This is a genomic window from Bradyrhizobium sp. STM 3566, assembly GCF_045571445.1.
In the GTDB taxonomy this organism is placed as follows: domain Bacteria; phylum Pseudomonadota; class Alphaproteobacteria; order Rhizobiales; family Xanthobacteraceae; genus Bradyrhizobium; species Bradyrhizobium vignae.
In genome coordinates this window covers 4,539,919-4,556,456 of sequence record NZ_CP120692.1, presented here as the reverse complement: position 1 = coordinate 4,556,456, position 16,538 = coordinate 4,539,919, and the positions used below count along the sequence as shown (strand labels likewise).

Here is a 16,538-nt window from a genome sequence, read left to right as displayed (position 1 = left end):
CGCGGGCCTTCTGCATTGTCTATCTGTGGCAAGAAATCCTTAAGAGCTGACTTAAGGAGCTAAAGAATTACGTTAACCCGGCGTTAATTCGGATCTCGCCTGCGCCGTTCAATGCAGTGCCGCGTGCTGCGCTATGTACACCAGGGCCCCGGCCAAATATCCCACCAAGGCCGGCCCCGCGATGCGGCGCGCGTACCAGAAGAACTCGATCTTCTCGAGGCCCATGGCGGCAACACCCGCCGCCGAACCGATGATCAGGATCGAGCCGCCGGTGCCGGCGCAATAGGCGATGAACTCCCAGATGAAGCTGTCGGGCGGATAATGCGCGAGGTCGTACATGCCCATGGTCGCGGCGACCAGCGGTACGTTGTCGATGACGGCGCTCAGCAAGCCGAGCACGACGACGATGACGTCCTGGCGGCCGATGGCGGTATCCAGCCAGCGCGCCAGCATCGACAGCAGGCCGGCATGCTCGAGGCAGGCAACCGCGAGCAGGATGCCGACGAAGAACACGACCGAGCTCATGTCGATCCGGGTCAGCGCGTGCACCAGCGTGAGAGGCTGGCGCACGTGTTCCTCCTTGTGGCGATGCACGATCTCGCCGACCAGCCAGAGCACGCCGAGGCCGAACAGGATGCCCATGAAGGGCGCCAGATGCGTGACCGCCTTGAACGCCGGCACCGCGATCAGTGTGCCGAGGCCGAGATAGAACATGAGGTTGCGCTCGAACCGGTCGACGGCCAGCAATCCGTTATCTTTCGGCGGCGGTGCGATGATCTTGCCCCTGAGCGAGAAGCTGATGAAGACGAGCGGCACCAGCAGATTGAGCAGCGAGGGCAGGAACACCGCGCTCATGATCTTGAGCGGCGAGATCTGTCCGCCGATCCACAACATGGTCGTGGTGACGTCGCCGATCACGGTCCAGGCGCCGCCGGCATTGGCGGCAATGACGATGAGGGAGGCGAACAACAGGCGGTCGTCGCGGCGGGCGATCAGCTTCTGGATCAGCGAGATCATGACGATGGTGGTCGTCAGATTATCCAGAATCGCGCTGAGGAAGAACGTGACGAAGCCGATCAGCCAGATCAGCGTGACCTGGCTCGTGGTGCGGATCAGCGAGGTGATGACCTCGAAGCCATCATGGGCGTCGATCACCTCGACGATCGTCATGGCGCAGATCAAGAAGAAGACGATCTGCGCGGTGGAGCCGACGGACGCGTCGAGCTGGCGGCCGACCAGCGCGTGGTCGCCGGTTGCGACAGCGTAGATGGTCCACAGCAGCCCAGCGCCGAGCAGCGCCGTAGCGCTCTTGTTGACGCGAAGCGGGTGCTCGAGCGCGATCGCCGCATAGGCGAGGATGAAGATGGCGGCGATCGCGATCAGCAAGGTCGTTTCAGAACGTCAGCTGTCAGCGATTGAGTCGTGCAAGCAGGCTCGACGTATCCCAGCGCTTGCCACCCATCTTCTCGACCTCGGAGTAGAACTGGTCGACCAGCGCGGTCACTGGCAGATTGGCGCCGTTGCGGCGGGCTTCAGCCAGCGAGATCGAGAGGTCCTTGCGCATCCACTCGACCGCGAAGCCGAAATCGTACTTGCCCTCGTTCATGGTCTTGTAGCGGTTCTCCATCTGCCAGGACTGTGCGGCCCCTTTCGAGATGGTCTCGATCACCGCGGCGACGTCGAGGCCACTCTTCTTGGCGAAGTGGATGCCCTCGGAGAGACCCTGCACCAGACCGGCGATGCAGATCTGGTTGACCATCTTCGTCAGCTGGCCGCTTCCGGCGGGCCCGAGCAGCTTGCACATCCGTGCATAGGCGCCCGTGATGATCGGCTCGGCGCCCGAATAACCGTCTTGCGCGCCGCCGCACATCACGGTCAGCACGCCGTTCTCGGCGCCGGCCTGGCCGCCGGAGACGGGCGCATCGACGAATTTGAAGCCGGCCTTGGTGGCGGCCGCGTCGAGCTCACGTGCGACCTCGGCGGAGGCCGTGGTATGGTCGACGAAGGTCGCACCCTTCTTCATGCCGGCGAACGCGCCGTCGGGGCCGATCGTGACCGCGCGCAGATCGTTGTCGTTGCCGACGCAGCACATCACGAAATCCTGGCCCTCGGCGGCCGCCTTCGGCGTCGGTGCGGTCTTGCCGCCGAATTTGTCCGCCCATTCTTTCGCCTTGGCCGCGGTGCGGTTGTAGACGGTGACCTCATGGCCCCCTTTTTTCACGAGGTGTCCGGCCATGGGGAAGCCCATCACGCCGAGACCGAGGAAAGCGACTTTAGCCATTGTGGTACCTTGTCCGTAGTTTGGGTTTTACGGTTCTTGCCAGGCGGGGGACGCCTGGGTTCCGCGGTGAGGGCGGATCGGAGGCGCACCATAAACCCTTGAGGGCAGAGGGCAACGGCTTCGTTTGGCGGCCTCCTGTGCTAGGATGATGGACCTAAGGACTTCAAAACAAGGGAGCGAGAGCATGGGCGGCGTGAGCGTTGGCGTCCTCGATCATTTCAACATCCGGACGCGGAATCTGGCCGAGACCGTCCGCTTCTACAAGGATGTGCTGGGCCTGGAAAAAGGGCCACGGCCGAATTTCGTCTTCCCGGGCGCCTGGATGTATAGCGAGGGCAAGCCAGTGGTGCACCTCGTCGATATTTCTCCGACCGCCGAGCCACAAAAGCCGGATTCCGGCGTTGTCCACCACGTCGCCTTCGTCAGTCGCGGCTTTGACGGCATGAAACAGCGGCTGGCGTCAAAGGGGATGAAGTTCGAGTCCCGCCAAGTGCCCGGCGGCGACCTCTGGCAGATCTTCGTCCACGACCCCAACGGGGTCATGATCGAGCTGAACTACGAGGCCGCCAGGGAGCAGGGGGCGGCGCCTGCCGAAAAAGCCGACGATATCGGCAGGCAGTAGCCTTTTGGGCGTTTCCGCTCTAATGGGGCATCCTCAAGTCCAGGAGATGCGCTTTGAGCGTGACGCAGCAACAGGTTCTCGACAGCCTCACCAAGGTCAAATCACCCCGCGGGGTCGCGCTCACCCATGCCAATGTGCTGAGCGCGATCAGCGCGTCGGACGGCAAGGTGTTCTTCTCGATCAATGTCGATGCCGCCGAGGCGAGGGCCTGGGAATCGGTCCGGGCCGAAGCGGAGGCCGCCGTGCGCACCATTCCCGGCGTCACCACGGTCATGGTGGCGTTGACCGCCGAGCGCAAGCCGGGTGCCGCGCCGCCGCCACCCCCGCAACCGAGCCGCGGCTCGCCTGGCGTGCAGCCGGTCCATGCCCACAAGCCGCCGCAGGGCGGTGGGTCGCCGATGGCACGGCAGTCTGAGATCCCCGGCGTCGCCGCGGTGATTGCGGTGGCGTCCGGCAAGGGCGGCGTCGGCAAGTCGACCACGGCGCTCAATTTGGCGCTCGGCCTGCGCGACCTCGGCCTCAAGGTCGGGCTGCTCGATGCCGACATCTACGGCCCCTCAGTGCCACGCCTGACGGGCTTGCGCGACAAGCCGGAGCTGAACGGCGAGCGCAAGATGATTCCGCTTCGGCGTTTCGGCCTCGCAATCATGTCGATCGGTTTCCTGGTCGAGGAGGAGACCGCGATGATCTGGCGCGGTCCCATGGTGATGTCGGCGGTGACGCAGATGCTGCGCGACGTCGAATGGGGCAAGCTCGACGTGCTCGTCGTCGACATGCCGCCGGGCACCGGCGATGCCCAGCTCACGCTGGCGCAGAACGTGCCGCTCAAGGGCGCGGTGATCGTCTCGACCCCGCAGGATCTGTCCCTGATCGACGCGCGGCGGGGCCTTGCCATGTTCAAGAAGGTCAACGTGCCCGTGCTCGGCATCGTCGAGAACATGAGTTACTTCCAGTGCCCGCATTGCGGCACGCGGTCGGACATTTTCGGTCATGGCGGGGCGCGGCATGAGGCCGAGAAGCTCGGGGTACCGTTCCTGGGCGAGATCCCCCTGCACATGGCGATTCGCGCCACCTCGGACGCCGGCAATCCCGTCGTCGACAGCGAGCCGGACGGTCCCCATGCGGCGATCTACCGCGCCATCGCCGGCCAGGTCCGGGACCAGCTCAAGGGTGTCATCGCGGCGGCCTGATCCGATCCCCGCGGCAAGCTGCGGGGACATGCGACTTTCGTAGAGCCCCGTCATGCCATTGTCGCGTTCCGCAAGCGGGGCTTCCGTGTTAAAGGCCCACGGCAGTCAAGCCCCTTCGGTTCGGCGCGTCCCAACGCGTCGCCGGAATGCGCGGCGGCAAGAAGAGAAGTCAAGGGGAAACGCCCCAGCAAGGAGAGACCTGAGATGAAGCGTCGTGATTTTCTCAAAGTGTCGGCAGCAGGCGCGGCGGCGACCGCGGTGGCCTCGCCGGCGATCGCGCAGTCCTCGCCCGAGGTAAAGTGGCGGCTGACTTCGAGCTTTCCGAAGTCGCTCGACACCATCTATGGCGGCGCCGAGCAGGTGGCGAAATACGTCGCCGAAATGACTGACAACAAGTTCCAGATCCAGGTGTTCGCGGCCGGTGAAATCGTCCCTGGCCTGCAGGCCCTCGATGCGACCTCGAACGGCACGGTCGAGATGTGCCACACCGTCTCCTACTATTACGTCGGCAAGGATCCGACCTTCGCGATCTTCGCCTCGGTGCCGTTCGGCCTCAACGCGCGCCAGCAGAATTCGTGGCTCTACCAGGGCGGCGGCAACGAGCTCGCCAACGAGTTCTTCAAGAAGTCGAATGTGATCGGCTTCCCTTGCGGCAACACCGGCACCCAGATGGGCGGCTGGTTCCGCAAGGAGATCAAGACGGTCGCCGACCTCTCCGGCCTCAAGATGCGCATCGGCGGCATCGCCGGCCAGGTGCTTCAGAAGGTCGGCGTGGTGCCGCAGCAGCTCGCCGGCGGCGACATTTATCCCGCGCTGGAAAAGGGCACCATCGACGCCGCCGAGTGGGTCGGTCCCTACGATGACGAGAAGCTCGGCTTCGCCAAGGTCGCCAAGTACTACTACTATCCAGGCTTCTGGGAAGGCGGCCCGACCGTGCATGCCTTCACCAACCTGGAAAAGTGGAATGCGCTGCCGAAGAATTACCAGGCGATTCTCACCAACGCGACGGCCAATGCCAACACCTGGATGGCCGCGCGCTACGACATGCAGAACCCGTCGGCGTTGAAGCGTCTGGTCGCGGGTGGCACCCAGCTCCGTCCCTTCACCAACGAAGTGCTGGAGGCCTGCCTCAAGGCGACTAACGAATTGTGGGCGGAGACCTCGGCCAAGAACGCCGACTTCAAGAAGTCGATCGACGCCATGCAGGCCTACCGCTCCGACGAATATCTGTGGTGGCAGGTTGCCGAATACACCTATGACAGCTTCATGATCCGCTCGCGCACCCGCGGCTGATCTACGGCTTAAGTCGTAAGACCGGATAGCCCGGCCTCGCAGGAGGCCGGGCTATTTCGTTGCCGCAGTGCGATCGGGATGGCTTTCGGCCCGGCGATGTTCCATGCTGTCGGAAAGCCTCGACAAGAAGGCTCCACAAGCACATCCATCAGGGTAGGAAATCATGAAGAGAAGAGACTTCATCAAGGTCACAGGACTTGGTGCGGCCGGCGCCGCCACGCTCGCGGCTCCCGCGATCGCGCAGTCGATGCCGGAAATCAAATGGCGGATGCCCACGAGCTGGCCGAAATCGCTCGACACGCTGTTTGGCGGTGCCGAGATGATGTGCAAGATGGTCGCTGAGGCGACCGACAACAAATTCCAGATCCAGATCTTCGCGGCCGGCGAGATTGTGCCGGGTCTCCAGGTGCTCGACGCCGTGCAGAACGGCACCTGCGAGATCGGCCACACCGCGTCCTACTATTATTTCGGCAAGGACCCGACCTTCACCTTCGGCTCGGCCGTGCCGTTCGGGCCCAACATGCGCATCAACCAGGCCTGGTACATGCAAGGCGGCGGACGTGACGTTCTCAACGAGTTCTACAAGAGCTACAACGTCATCTCGCTGCTCGCGGGCAACACCGGCTTCCAGATGGGCGGCTGGTTCAGGAAAGAGGTCAACTCGCCCGAGGATCTCAAGGGCATGAAATTCCGCATCGGCGGCTTTGCCGGCCGTGTGCTCCAGAAACTCGGCGTGGTGCCGCAGCAGCTCGCCGGCGGCGATATCTATCCAGCGCTGGAGAAGGGCACCATCGATGCCGCGGAATGGGTTGGTCCCTATGACGACGAGAAGCTCGGCTTCTACAAGATCGCGCCGCACTACTACTATCCCGGCTGGTGGGAAGGCGGGCCGATGCTGCTGGCCTTCGTCAATCTCGACAAATGGAACGCGCTGCCGAAATATTACCAGAGCGTGCTGGAGCAGGCCGGCCACTATGCCAACAACTACATGATGGCGCGCTACGACACCGCCAATCCGCTGGCGCTGAAGAAGCTGCTCGCCGGCGGCGCCAAGCTGCACGCCTTCTCGCCGGCGATCATGGATGCCTGCTACAAGGCCGCCAAGGAGCTGCACGCCGAAGTTGGCGCAACCAACGCCAACTTCAAGAAGGTGCACGACTCCCTCGCCAAGTTCACGGGCGACGGCTACGCCTGGTTCCAGGTCGCCGAGGTCGGCTACGACATCTTCATGGCGCGGCGCTCACAGAGCTGATCACGTCATCTGTCGCATGCAGCGCTCCGGAGCGAAGGCTCCGGGGCGTTCTTTTTGGGCGTCGCGAAGAGTGCCCCACTCAAAACTCGAAAAACAACCCCATGCACAGTAGCCAACCGATTGATAAGCCGTGAAAAAAAATTGGCGGTACAAACGGTCTTCGCGGGAGGCGGGTCTGTGCTGCGGCATGCAGGAGAGGGCGACTCCGGAACCGGCTCGATCGAAGGATCGTTCCGCTCACCAGCTCCCACGAACCAGGAGCGGTTTGACCTGTCGGGCAAAACAGTGGCAGAGTGTGAGTATCGAATAATCCGAAATATCTCGCCGGCACTCACTCTGGAGACGACGATGAGCTTCGATCCCGACGCCGTCCAAAGGGCGCTTCGCAAGGCGTGGTCATTGTCGACCTCAAGCCAATGGAGTGCGGATAATCCGGCGGCAGGGCAATGCAACGTCACGGCATTGCTGATACGAGAACTCTTCTGCGGCGAATTACTGAAGACGCCCTTGTCGGCCGGCGACCACTTCTACAACCGGATTGAAGGGCAGAGATACGACTTCACGGCGAGCCAGTTCGATCAGCCGATTGCTTACGCGGATCTACCTGCGGATCCGGCCGAGGCAGAGCTGGGAGCAACAGGCGACCAGCTGGCTGCACTCAGAGCGGCCTTCGAGTCGCAGCGTATCGAGCCAGCTTAAGTGAGGAGGAGGCAACCTGGCGCCTCGCTTCGGAAGGTCCGGTGAGGCCGCCGCGGACCACGTCATCGCATAGGAACTACGATCAGCCGCCGGCACTTGTCGACGTCAAAGGGCAAGGAGTGCCGCGGATTACATGGCCGACAAGGACGACCAGAAGGAACGAGGGCTCGCAAGGTCGATAGGGGTGGGCGTCATCACCGGGGCGGCCGACGACGATCCTTCCGCAATCGGCACATATGCCAGCGCCGGGGCGCAATTCGGAACACAAATCCTCTGGTTGGCGCCTGTCGTCCTGCCGATGATGTTCACGGTCGTCTACCTGTCCTCGAAGTTGGGGCAAGTTTCGGGACGAGGGCTCTTCCACGTCATCCGAGACTTCTATCCGCGCTGGCTGCTCTGGGCTGTGCTGGTGGGCGTGATGATCGGCAACACGATCGAAGCGGCCGCCGATCTCGGCGGCATGGCCGCCGCGCTCGGCATTTTCATTCCGCTCCCCGTTCCATGGATCGTGGTTGCAGTCGCCGTCGTACTGCTGGCACTTCAATTGTGGGGATCTTACGCAACCATACGGGCGATCTTCCGCTGGCTCGCCCTGGCGCTGCTCGCCTACGCGGCCGCCGCTCTGCTCGCTCAGCCAGATCCTGCAGAGGTCTTGATTGGCACATTCATCCCCACGGTGCGGTTAGACCGGCACTTTCTGTCCATCGTCGTCGCGATCATCGGGACTTCGTTGTCGGCCTATATCTACACTTGGGAATCCAACCAGCAGGTCGAAGAGAAGATTGAGGAAGGGAAGATCAGACTTTCTCAGCGCATCGGAGCATCCAGTACCGAGCTCTCCCGCAGCCGCCGCGACGTGCTCATCGGCATGCTGTTTTCCAATGCCGTCATGTATTTCATCATCATGTCCACAGGAGTCACGCTCCACGACCACGGCCAGACCAACATAGAAACCGCTGCGCAAGCGGCGGAGGCGTTGCGCCCTCTTGCTGGTGCGGGCGCAAGCGTGCTGTTTACCGCTGGCATCATAGGCGTCGGGTTTCTCGCCGTACCGGTGATGACTGCCGGCGCCGCGTACGATCTAGCACAGGCGCTCGGCTGGAGGGCCAGCCTTCACGCCCGTCCACGCGAAGCACCAGGATTCTATTGGGCGATTGCCGGACTCACAGCGATTGCTGTCGCTCTGAACTTCCTTGGTTTCAATCCGATGCAGGCCCTGGTCTGGTCGGGGATCGTTCAGGGATTTTCGACCCCGCCGCTCTTGCTGCTGATCATGTTTATGACGAACAACCGCAAGATCATGGGGGACAAGGTGAATTCTGCGTGGATGAACGCGCTCGGCTGGATCACCACGGCCGCCGTGTTCTCGGCCAGCGCCGGGCTCGTAGTAACGTGGTTCCTTTAAAGTCGTACTCTTTCATTGCTGGTCGTCATCGGGTTCGCAGCCGGTCTGACGATGGTGCTCGAACACACGTTCTGAAGCCGCTACGCGCTGTTCGAAGCGCGGGGGTGATCTAACCCTTAAGGTCGTACTGCTTGCTGAGGTGATCGCCGATCTGAACCAGCATGGCGACACATTCCGGATAACCGGGCCGATCCGACGTGGCCTGATCTGCGCTGGCTCGAAACTCCCAGGAACTGCCGTCGCGAATGATGGAAATCGTCATTGTGTCGGGACAGTCGGCGTGAGCCTTCAACTCGGCCCTTGCCATTGCAATCAGCTCGCTTTCCGTTTTCAACGGTCTGCTCATGAAGCTCATCCTTTCGTCCTGGGGCCGAATTTGCTGGTCTGGTCAACCACTGGAACACATCTGATCGGCTGACATGAAGCTGACAAGATCTTGACTAGTCAACCGGCTGCTTTTTCACTGGCCCAAGCGCTCGGAATAGTGGAAGAGAGCGCCGATGCGGCGCAGGCCGTACAATGACACCGGGCTGTCCGGCGGGACTTTGATGCGCCTTCTGATCGTTGAGGACAATGTCGAGCTGTCGCGGCTCGTTGCCGGCGGGCTGGCGGCGGCCGGCTATGAGAGCGACATCGTCGGCAGCGCGGCCGAGGCACGCGAGGCGGTGAGCAGTGTCAGCTATGCCGCGATGATTCTCGACCTTGGCCTGCCCGACGGCGACGGCCTGTCGGTGCTGCGCGAGCTGCGCCTCAAGATGGAGCCGCTGCCGGTGCTGGTGCTGACCGCGCGGGGCGGCGTGCAGGATCGCGTCAGCGGCTTGCGCAGCGGTGCCGACGACTACCTCGTAAAACCGTTCGCGATGGAGGAACTGGTGGCGCGGCTGGAGGCGATCCTGCGCCGGCCGGGCCAGCTGCTCGGCCGCTCGCTCAGTCTCGCCAACCTCGTCTACGACACCGAGAGCCGCCAGATCTTCGTCGACGACCAGCCGCGGATCATCTCCGCGCGCGAGACCTCGGTGCTCGAGATCCTGCTACGCCGGCAGGGGCGGGTCGTGCCGAAGAAGAACGTCGAGGACCACATCTTCGGGCTCGAAGGCGAAGTCGCTTCCAACGCGGTCGAGGTCTATGTCTCGCGACTGCGCAAGCAGCTGGCGGAACATGGCGCCAAGGTGGTGATCCACACCATCCGGGGCGTCGGCTATCTCATGACCGAGGAGAAATAGCGTGACCCAGCTCGGATCCGGCGCCGGGTCCTATGGCAGGTCGCCGACCTTCAAATCGCTGATCTGGCGCATCGTGTTCCTCCACATCGTTGCGGTCGCGGTGGTCGCGATCTTCCTGCCGCTGGTACTGTTCTGGCTGCTCAATTCCGAGATCAGCCAGCTGCATCGCGACGCCATGCGCGCCCAGGCCGAGGTGCTGGCGGAGCGCATCGTCGCGCAGCCGGACGGTACGTTGACCTTCAACCTGCCCGACAGCCTCAAGGGCCTCTATTCAGACGCCTATGGCCGCTACCAGTACGACATTCGCGACGCCGAAGGCCGGCTGCTGTTCTCCTCCCACCGGCGTTCTCCCGCGGTGGCGGCGCCGCGCTTGTCCGATACCATTTCCGGCGCCGGCGTCACCCGCGACATCGACGGCAAGACTGTGCGCATCCAGGTTGCCGAGGATCTCGCGCACCGCGACGTCATCATCGACGACATCGTCTCGAACTTCTTCCGGCGGGTCGGTTGGATCACCATCCCGATCCTCCTGGTCCTGCTTGCCACCGACATCATCATCTTCCGCCGGGCGATTGCGCCGCTGTGGAAGGCCTCGGAGGAGGCCAGCAATATCGGCCCGGCGCGGACCGACATCCGCTTGCCTACGGCACAGATCCCGCGCGAGATCCTGCCGCTGGTCACCGCCGTGAACCAGGCACTCGATCGCCTCGAGGGCGGCTTTCGCGTGCAGCGGCAGTTCACGGCGGACGCCGCGCATCAGTTGCGCACGCCGCTCGCGATCCTGCGCACGCGCATCGAGACGCTCGACGACCGTGCGGCACGACAGGCGCTGCATGCCGACATCGAAACCATGAGCCGCCTCGTCGCCCAGCTGCTGGAGATCGCCGAACTCGACACATTGGTGCTCGATCCCGGCGAGACCGCGGATTTGCGCGCCGTCTGCGCCGAGGTGGTCGGCTCGATCGCGCCGTTCGCGATTGCGCAGCACAAGGATATCGAGCTGAAGGGCACGGACGCACCGGTCGAGATCCACGGCAATTCCGAGATGCTCCAGCGTGCGATCTTCAACCTTGCGGAAAACGCCATCAAGTTCACGGCAAAGGACACCTCCGTCGATGTCGAGGTGCGCGAAGACGGTTCGGTGCGCGTACGTGACCACGGCCCGGGCATCCCGGAAGCCGAACGCGAGCTGATCTTCCAGCGCTTCTGGCGCGGCGACCGCCGGCGCAGCGACGGTGCGGGGCTGGGACTCTCGATCGTGCGCGCAGTGGCGGACGATCACGCGGCCACGGTTGCGGTGGAGAACCTTGCAGGCGGCGGTGCGGAGTTCACGCTTCGGTTCAGGTTGGTGAAGGCGCTAAAGACTGTTGAGAAGAGCTGGCGCGGCAGTGACGCTACACCCTCTCGCCTTGTGGGAGAGGGTGGCGCGCCGCGTCAGCGGCGAGACGGGTGAGGGGTTCTTGCGTTCGCGCCACCTTCTCCCACAAGGGAGAAGGAAGAAAGCGCCGTCCCTATTTCAGCTTGCCGGTGGACAAGTCCATGATCATGCGCGTCGCCAGATACAGCCGCGGCACGATGCTGTCGAGCTTCACATATTCGGCATCGTTGGAGTGCGCGCCGAAGCCCGACAGGCCCATGCCTTCCACCACGGCTCCTTTGGACTGCAGCGCGGCAAAAGCCGCATCGGTGCCGCCGCCGGTCGCCTTCTCGTCCACCTTGAGGGATAGCCCGATCTCTCCGTAGACCGTCTTGCCATGGGCCGCCACCCGGCGCGAGGCCTCGTTGGCTTCGAGTGGCGGGCGTCGTACCTCGAACTTCAGGTCGACCCTGGAGTCGGGCAGCAGCCGATTCTTGATCTTGTCCTGCAGCACCTTCTGCAACTCGTCGAAGTCGGACACCTTGAGCGCGCGTGCATCAGCCTGGGCCGTGGCCTCGGCGGGGATCACATTGCGGTTGGTGCCGGCCTTTGAGACGGTCCAGTTCAGCTTCAGGCCCTGCTCGGGTTTGGACAGATCCTTCATCTGCAGCACCTGGTGCGACAGCTCGTACAGCGCATTCACGCCGCCCTCGGGCCGTGCGCCCGCATGTGACGACTTCCCCTGCACGGTGAGATAGGCCGAGCCGATGCCGCTGGTCGCGAGACGCAGCGTCCCGTCGGTGCCGCCGCCTTCGAACGAGAACACCACGTCCTGATCCGAGGCGAGGCGTGTGATGGTGCTGCGCCAGCCGGGGGAGGAGATCTCCTCGTCGCCGTTCGTGAGCACGGTGAGCGTGCCGTAATCCTTGAAGTTCAGCTTCTGCAGCAGGGCGACGGTGTGCAGAATGAGCGCGACGCCCTGCTTGTCGTCGGCAATGCCCAGGCCGTAGGCTTTGTCGCCCTCGACGCGGAACGGCTGGTCCTTCAGCATGCCCTTCAGGTACACCGTGTCCATGTGGGCGATCAGCATGATCTTCTTATCCCCCGTGCCCTTGAACACGGCGCGCACGGCCGGCCCGATCTTTTCGGGGGTGTCGTCGAGGCGATAGATGTCGGTCGGTTGCAGGATCTCCACCGTGCCGCCGAGCTGCTTGAGCTGACCGGCAACACGCTCGGCGATCTGGTTCAGGCCCTCGATGTCCTTGCTGCCGGATTCGATGTTGACGAGATCGCGCAGCGTGTCGAGCAGCGGCTGCTGTTCCTTTTGCGCCAGCGCATGGACATCGGCGATCGGCTCGGCATGCGCGACGGTGGCGGCACATGCCAGCCACAGCGAGGCGATCAACGGAGCGACGAGCGAGGGAACAGGGTGCGATCGGGGCATGCGCGGCGGTCCTTCGGTTGAAGAAGTAGCCCGATATGCCTGTGTTCGCGGCGCTTGTCACGCGCGGCGGTGCTGCACCCTCTCCCCTCGTGGGGAAGAGGGTGGCTTCGCGATAGCGAGGCTGGGCGAGGGGTTGCCTACGCGAGTCGGACTGCGAGTCAAATGCGCGGAGAGAGGCCACCTTCTCCCACAAGGGGAGAAGAGGGGATCGGCGCTTGCTGGTAGAACCACCTACTTCTGCGGCGGGCCGAGATCCAGCGGCGGCAGCTCGATCTGCGGCACTTCGATCTTGACCTTGTCGAGATCGACGTTGAGCGGCTTGTCCAGGAGGCCCGTCACCACGGACGGGAAGATGATCACCAGCAGCACCATGATCAGTTGCAAGCCGATCCAGGGCACGGCGCCCCAATAGATGTCGGAGCTCTTCACTTCCTTCGGCGCGACCCCGCGCAGGTAGAACAGCGCGAAGCCGAACGGCGGATGCAGGAACGAGGTCTGCATGTTGACGCAGAGCATCACGCCGAACCAGATCAGGGCCGCGTCCGGTCCCACCACCGGCGCAAGGATCTTCTGCGCGATCGGCGCGATCATCGGCAGGATGATGAAGGCGATCTCGAAGAAGTCGAGGAAGAACGCCAGGAAGAAGATGAAGAGATTGATGAAGATCAGGAAGCCCCAGACGCCGCCGGGCAGCGAGGTCAGGAGATGTTCGAGCCAGACGCTGCCGGAGACGCCGAGAAACACCACCGAGAAGCAGGTCGACCCGATCAGGATGAAGGTGACCATGCAGGTGAGGCGCATGGTGGACTGGTAGCCCTGCGTGATCAGGTCGCGCAGGTCGGGGATGCGCGCGGCACGAATGCAGATCCACGCGATCGCCAGATAGGTCACCGCGAAGGCGATCTTGAAGATCAAGTTCTCGCTGTACAGGATCGCGACGATGGTGCCGATGCCGGCCGCGATCACGCCGATGAGCAAAATCTTGTTGTCCGTCGAGGAGAAGTCCTTGTGGTGGATCGCGGCGAGCACGATCGCGCCGACGGCGCCCATCGCGCCGGCCTCGGTGGGCGTCGCGAGACCCATCATCATGGTGCCGAGCACGACGAAGATCAGCACGGCCGAGGGGATGATGCCCTTCAGACATTTCTTCCACAGCGCCCACCCGGTCAGCGTGCGCGCCTCCAGCGGCACTGCCGGCACATGGCCTGGCTTGATCAGGCCGAGAATGAACGTGTAGCCGGCGAACAGAACGATCTGGAACACCGAGGGGCCCCAGGCGCCGAGATACATGTCGCCGACCGACTTGCCGAGCTGGTCGGCGAGCACGATCAGCACCAGCGAGGGCGGCACCAGCTGAGTGATGGTGCCGGAGGCCGCCAGCACGCCGGTGATGTAGCGCATGTTGTAGCCGTAACGGATCATCACCGGCATCGAGATCAGCGCCATGGCGATCACCTGCGCCGCCACCGTGCCGGTGATGGCACCGAGAATGAAGCCGACGATGATCACGGAATAGCCGAGGCCGCCGCGGACCGGGCCGAACAGCTGGCCCATCGAATCCAGCATGTCCTCGGCGAGACCGCATCTCTCCAATATGGCGCCCATGAACGTGAAGAACGGGATCGCGAGCAGGAGCTCGTTCGACAGCACGCTGCCGAACACGCGGCCGGGAATGGCCTGAAGGAAGTTGAGGTCGAAGAAGCCGAGATGGATGGCGAGGAAGCCGAAGGAGAGGCCGACCGCGGCGAGCGTGAATGCCACGGGGAAGCCGATCAGCATCGCCAGAACCAGGCCGCCGAACATCAAGGGCGGCATCATCTCCAGCGTAATCATTGGGTCGGCCTCTCGTACTTGGCGTCGATCGTCACATAGCCCTGGAGAGCCGCGATACGCTTGATGACCTCGGAAACGCCCTGGATCGCCAGCATCACAAAGCCGGCGGGGATCACGAACTTGATCGGCCAGCGGATCAGGCCGCCGGCGTTGGCCGACATCTCGCCGACACTGTAGGCCTGCATGAAGAACGGCCAGGACAGATAGGCGAGCAGGAGGCACGAGGGAATCAGGAAGAACAGCGTGCCGATCATGTCGAGCCAGAGCTGACCACGCTCGGACAGGACCAGATAAAAGATCTCGACCCGCACATGTTCATTGCGCTTGAAGGTGTAGGCCGAGCCGAACATCACGAGAATGGCGAACATGTACCATTGCAGCTCGAGCCAGCCGTTTGACGAGTCGTTGAAGGCGTAGCGGATCATGGCGTTCGCCGCGCTAACCAGGCATGCCAGGAGCACGAGCAGGTTACAGACGTACCCAATCTTTTCGTTGAGGGCGTCAATGGCGTTACTCAGCGCCAGCAATGGACGCATCTTACTCTCTCTCCGTCGCGGCCTAATACTTCACCGGGAGGCTTCAGCACGTATCGCTCGGCTCGCGTGCAAAAGGCACACGACCACACGGATCGCATTCCGAAGCGATTGCAGCGTCAGTCCTCCCCTCGCGCCTTGCCGTCTTGACCGCGACCGCCAACGGGCGGGCCGGCTTATGTTGCCGGGCAAGCAAAGGCGGTCGCACCAAACCAGCGGGTTCACGTGCCGTCAATCGGAAAATGGACAAATTGACGCGTCAGCAGCGGCTTAGATGGCGGCTGGCGAATCCCTCAGCCGCCGGTGACGCTCATGTGCCTGGAGACGCTGGGACGGTCATGGCGGCGGTCGATGATGAAATCGTGGCCCTTGGGCTTTAGTCCAATGGCGCGGTCGATCGCATCTGCAAGCAGCAGATCGTCGCTCGATGCACGCAGAGGTTTGCGCAAGTCCGAGGCATCCTCGTGGCCCAGGCAGGTGTGCAGCGTCCCCGTGCAGGTGATGCGCACCCGATTGCAGGATTCGCAGAAATTATGGGTCATCGGCGTGATGAAGCCGAGCTTGCCGCCGGTTTCGGCGACGCTGACATAGCGGGCCGGACCGCCGGTGCTCTCGGCCAGATCCGTCAGCGTGAATTGCTGGGCGAGGCGGGCACGCACCAGCGACAGCGGCAGATACTGGTCGATCCGGCCCGAGCCGATCTCGCCCATCGGCATCACCTCGATCAGCGTCAGGCCCATGCCCTTGCCGTGGGCCCAGCGCATCAGCTCGGGCAATTCGTCCTCGTTGAGGTTCTTCAGGGCTACGGCGTTGATCTTCACGGCAAGTCCTGCGGCGCGTGCGGCCTCGATGCCCTCCAGCACCTTGTCGATCTCACCCCAGCGGGTGATCTCGCGAAACTTCTTGGGATCGAGCGTATCGAGCGAGACGTTGATGCGGCGGACGCCGCAATCGGCGAGCTCCCGCGCGTGTTTCGCAAGCTGGGTGCCGTTGGTGGTCAGCGTCAGCTCGTTCAGGGCGCCGCTCGAAAGATGCCGCGACAGCGAGCGCACCAGCGTCATCACGTTGCGGCGGACCAAGGGCTCGCCGCCGGTGAGCCGCAGCTTCTTCACCCCCTTGGCGATGAAGGCCGAGCAGAGCCGGTCCAGTTCCTCCAGCGTCAGCAGGTCGGCCTTGGGCAGGAACGTCATGTCTTCCGACATGCAGTAGAAGCAGCGCAGGTCGCAGCGGTCGGTGACGGAAACGCGCAAGTAGGTGATGGTCCGTCCGAACGGATCGGTCATCGCGCTCGATAGCGCGGCGCGGGGGCTCACGGAAGGTCCGTTCATACCAAATGCCTTGTCACTTGCGGCGACGGGCGCACTTTTCAGCGGTGCGGTCGACGCAATCTAAGCATCGGACGCGGC

15 protein-coding genes are annotated in these 16,538 nt (G+C 63.3%); 8 read left to right on the top strand and 7 right to left on the bottom strand.

Annotation, left to right across the window (positions count from 1 at the left end; all coding sequences use genetic code 11):
- Positions 1-108: 108 nt before the first annotated feature.
- Together nhaD and P6U27_RS22070 are read right to left on the bottom strand one after the other, a co-directional pair.
- Complete coding sequence (gene nhaD, locus P6U27_RS22075) at positions 109-1,386, bottom strand: sodium:proton antiporter NhaD (protein ID WP_129143103.1); 1,278 nt, start codon at positions 1,384-1,386, stop codon at positions 109-111.
- 22 nt (positions 1,387-1,408) lie between these two features.
- Entirely contained in the window at positions 1,409-2,281 is an 873-nt protein-coding gene (locus P6U27_RS22070; RefSeq protein ID WP_407192589.1) for an NAD(P)-dependent oxidoreductase, read from the bottom strand.
- Positions 2,282-2,465: 184 nt separating this feature from the next.
- Between P6U27_RS22070 and P6U27_RS22065 the strand changes: the two genes are divergently transcribed.
- The 6 genes from P6U27_RS22065 (at position 2,466) to P6U27_RS22040 (ending at position 8,742) form a co-directional block, all read left to right on the top strand.
- Positions 2,466-2,903 carry a VOC family protein gene (locus P6U27_RS22065; protein ID WP_407192588.1) on the top strand — a complete coding sequence of 146 codons (438 nt, stop codon included), beginning with the start codon at positions 2,466-2,468 and terminating at the stop codon, positions 2,901-2,903.
- Positions 2,904-2,956: 53 nt separating this feature from the next.
- The gene (locus P6U27_RS22060; RefSeq protein ID WP_122403873.1) at positions 2,957-4,093 is read left to right on the top strand and encodes an Mrp/NBP35 family ATP-binding protein; all 1,137 of its coding nucleotides are present in this window, start codon (positions 2,957-2,959) and stop codon (positions 4,091-4,093) included.
- Between the two features lie 204 nt (positions 4,094-4,297).
- The gene (locus tag P6U27_RS22055; protein ID WP_407192587.1) at positions 4,298-5,386 is read left to right on the top strand and encodes a TRAP transporter substrate-binding protein; all 1,089 of its coding nucleotides are present in this window, start codon (positions 4,298-4,300) and stop codon (positions 5,384-5,386) included.
- 163 nt (positions 5,387-5,549) lie between these two features.
- Entirely contained in the window at positions 5,550-6,638 is a 1,089-nt protein-coding gene (locus P6U27_RS22050; protein WP_407192586.1) for a TRAP transporter substrate-binding protein, read from the top strand.
- Positions 6,639-6,986: 348 nt separating this feature from the next.
- A complete protein-coding gene (locus P6U27_RS22045) occupies positions 6,987-7,337 on the top strand; it encodes a hypothetical protein (protein ID WP_407194471.1) in 351 nt (116 codons plus the stop codon).
- Between the two features lie 133 nt (positions 7,338-7,470).
- Complete coding sequence (locus P6U27_RS22040) at positions 7,471-8,742, top strand: NRAMP family divalent metal transporter (protein ID WP_129143106.1); 1,272 nt, start codon at positions 7,471-7,473, stop codon at positions 8,740-8,742.
- 109 nt (positions 8,743-8,851) lie between these two features.
- On the opposite strand, the gene P6U27_RS22035 is transcribed toward P6U27_RS22040, so the two are convergent.
- Positions 8,852-9,088: a hypothetical protein gene (locus P6U27_RS22035; protein WP_162500332.1), complete on the bottom strand. Its 237-nt coding sequence runs from the start codon at positions 9,086-9,088 to the stop codon at positions 8,852-8,854.
- A 202-nt stretch (positions 9,089-9,290) separates the two neighbouring features.
- Here P6U27_RS22035 and P6U27_RS22030 point away from each other — a divergent pair, with 202 nt between their 5' ends.
- Both P6U27_RS22030 and P6U27_RS22025 read left to right on the top strand, forming a co-directional pair.
- On the top strand, positions 9,291-9,965 hold the full coding sequence (locus P6U27_RS22030) for a response regulator transcription factor (RefSeq protein ID WP_122406733.1): 675 nt from the start codon (positions 9,291-9,293) through the stop codon (positions 9,963-9,965).
- Between the two features lies 1 nt (position 9,966).
- Entirely contained in the window at positions 9,967-11,418 is a 1,452-nt protein-coding gene (locus P6U27_RS22025) for an ATP-binding protein (RefSeq protein WP_407192585.1), read from the top strand.
- Positions 11,419-11,476: 58 nt separating this feature from the next.
- Here P6U27_RS22025 and P6U27_RS22020 read toward each other — a convergent pair whose 3' ends face one another.
- The 4 genes from P6U27_RS22020 to moaA all read right to left on the bottom strand — a co-directional run bounded on the left by P6U27_RS22020 (position 11,477) and on the right by moaA (position 16,460).
- Positions 11,477-12,766: a M20/M25/M40 family metallo-hydrolase gene (locus tag P6U27_RS22020; RefSeq protein ID WP_209294621.1), complete on the bottom strand. Its 1,290-nt coding sequence runs from the start codon at positions 12,764-12,766 to the stop codon at positions 11,477-11,479.
- Between the two features lie 231 nt (positions 12,767-12,997).
- Positions 12,998-14,599 (bottom strand): TRAP transporter large permease subunit, encoded by a 1,602-nt coding sequence (locus P6U27_RS22015; RefSeq protein WP_407192584.1) that lies wholly within the window; start codon positions 14,597-14,599, stop codon positions 12,998-13,000.
- Positions 14,596-15,135 carry a TRAP transporter small permease subunit gene (locus tag P6U27_RS22010; protein WP_122403865.1) on the bottom strand — a complete coding sequence of 180 codons (540 nt, stop codon included), beginning with the start codon at positions 15,133-15,135 and terminating at the stop codon, positions 14,596-14,598. Before P6U27_RS22010 ends, P6U27_RS22015 begins: the two co-directional genes overlap by 4 nt.
- A 290-nt stretch (positions 15,136-15,425) precedes the next feature.
- Positions 15,426-16,460: a GTP 3',8-cyclase MoaA gene (gene moaA, locus P6U27_RS22005; protein ID WP_122403864.1), complete on the bottom strand. Its 1,035-nt coding sequence runs from the start codon at positions 16,458-16,460 to the stop codon at positions 15,426-15,428.
- Positions 16,461-16,538 lie beyond the last annotated feature (78 nt).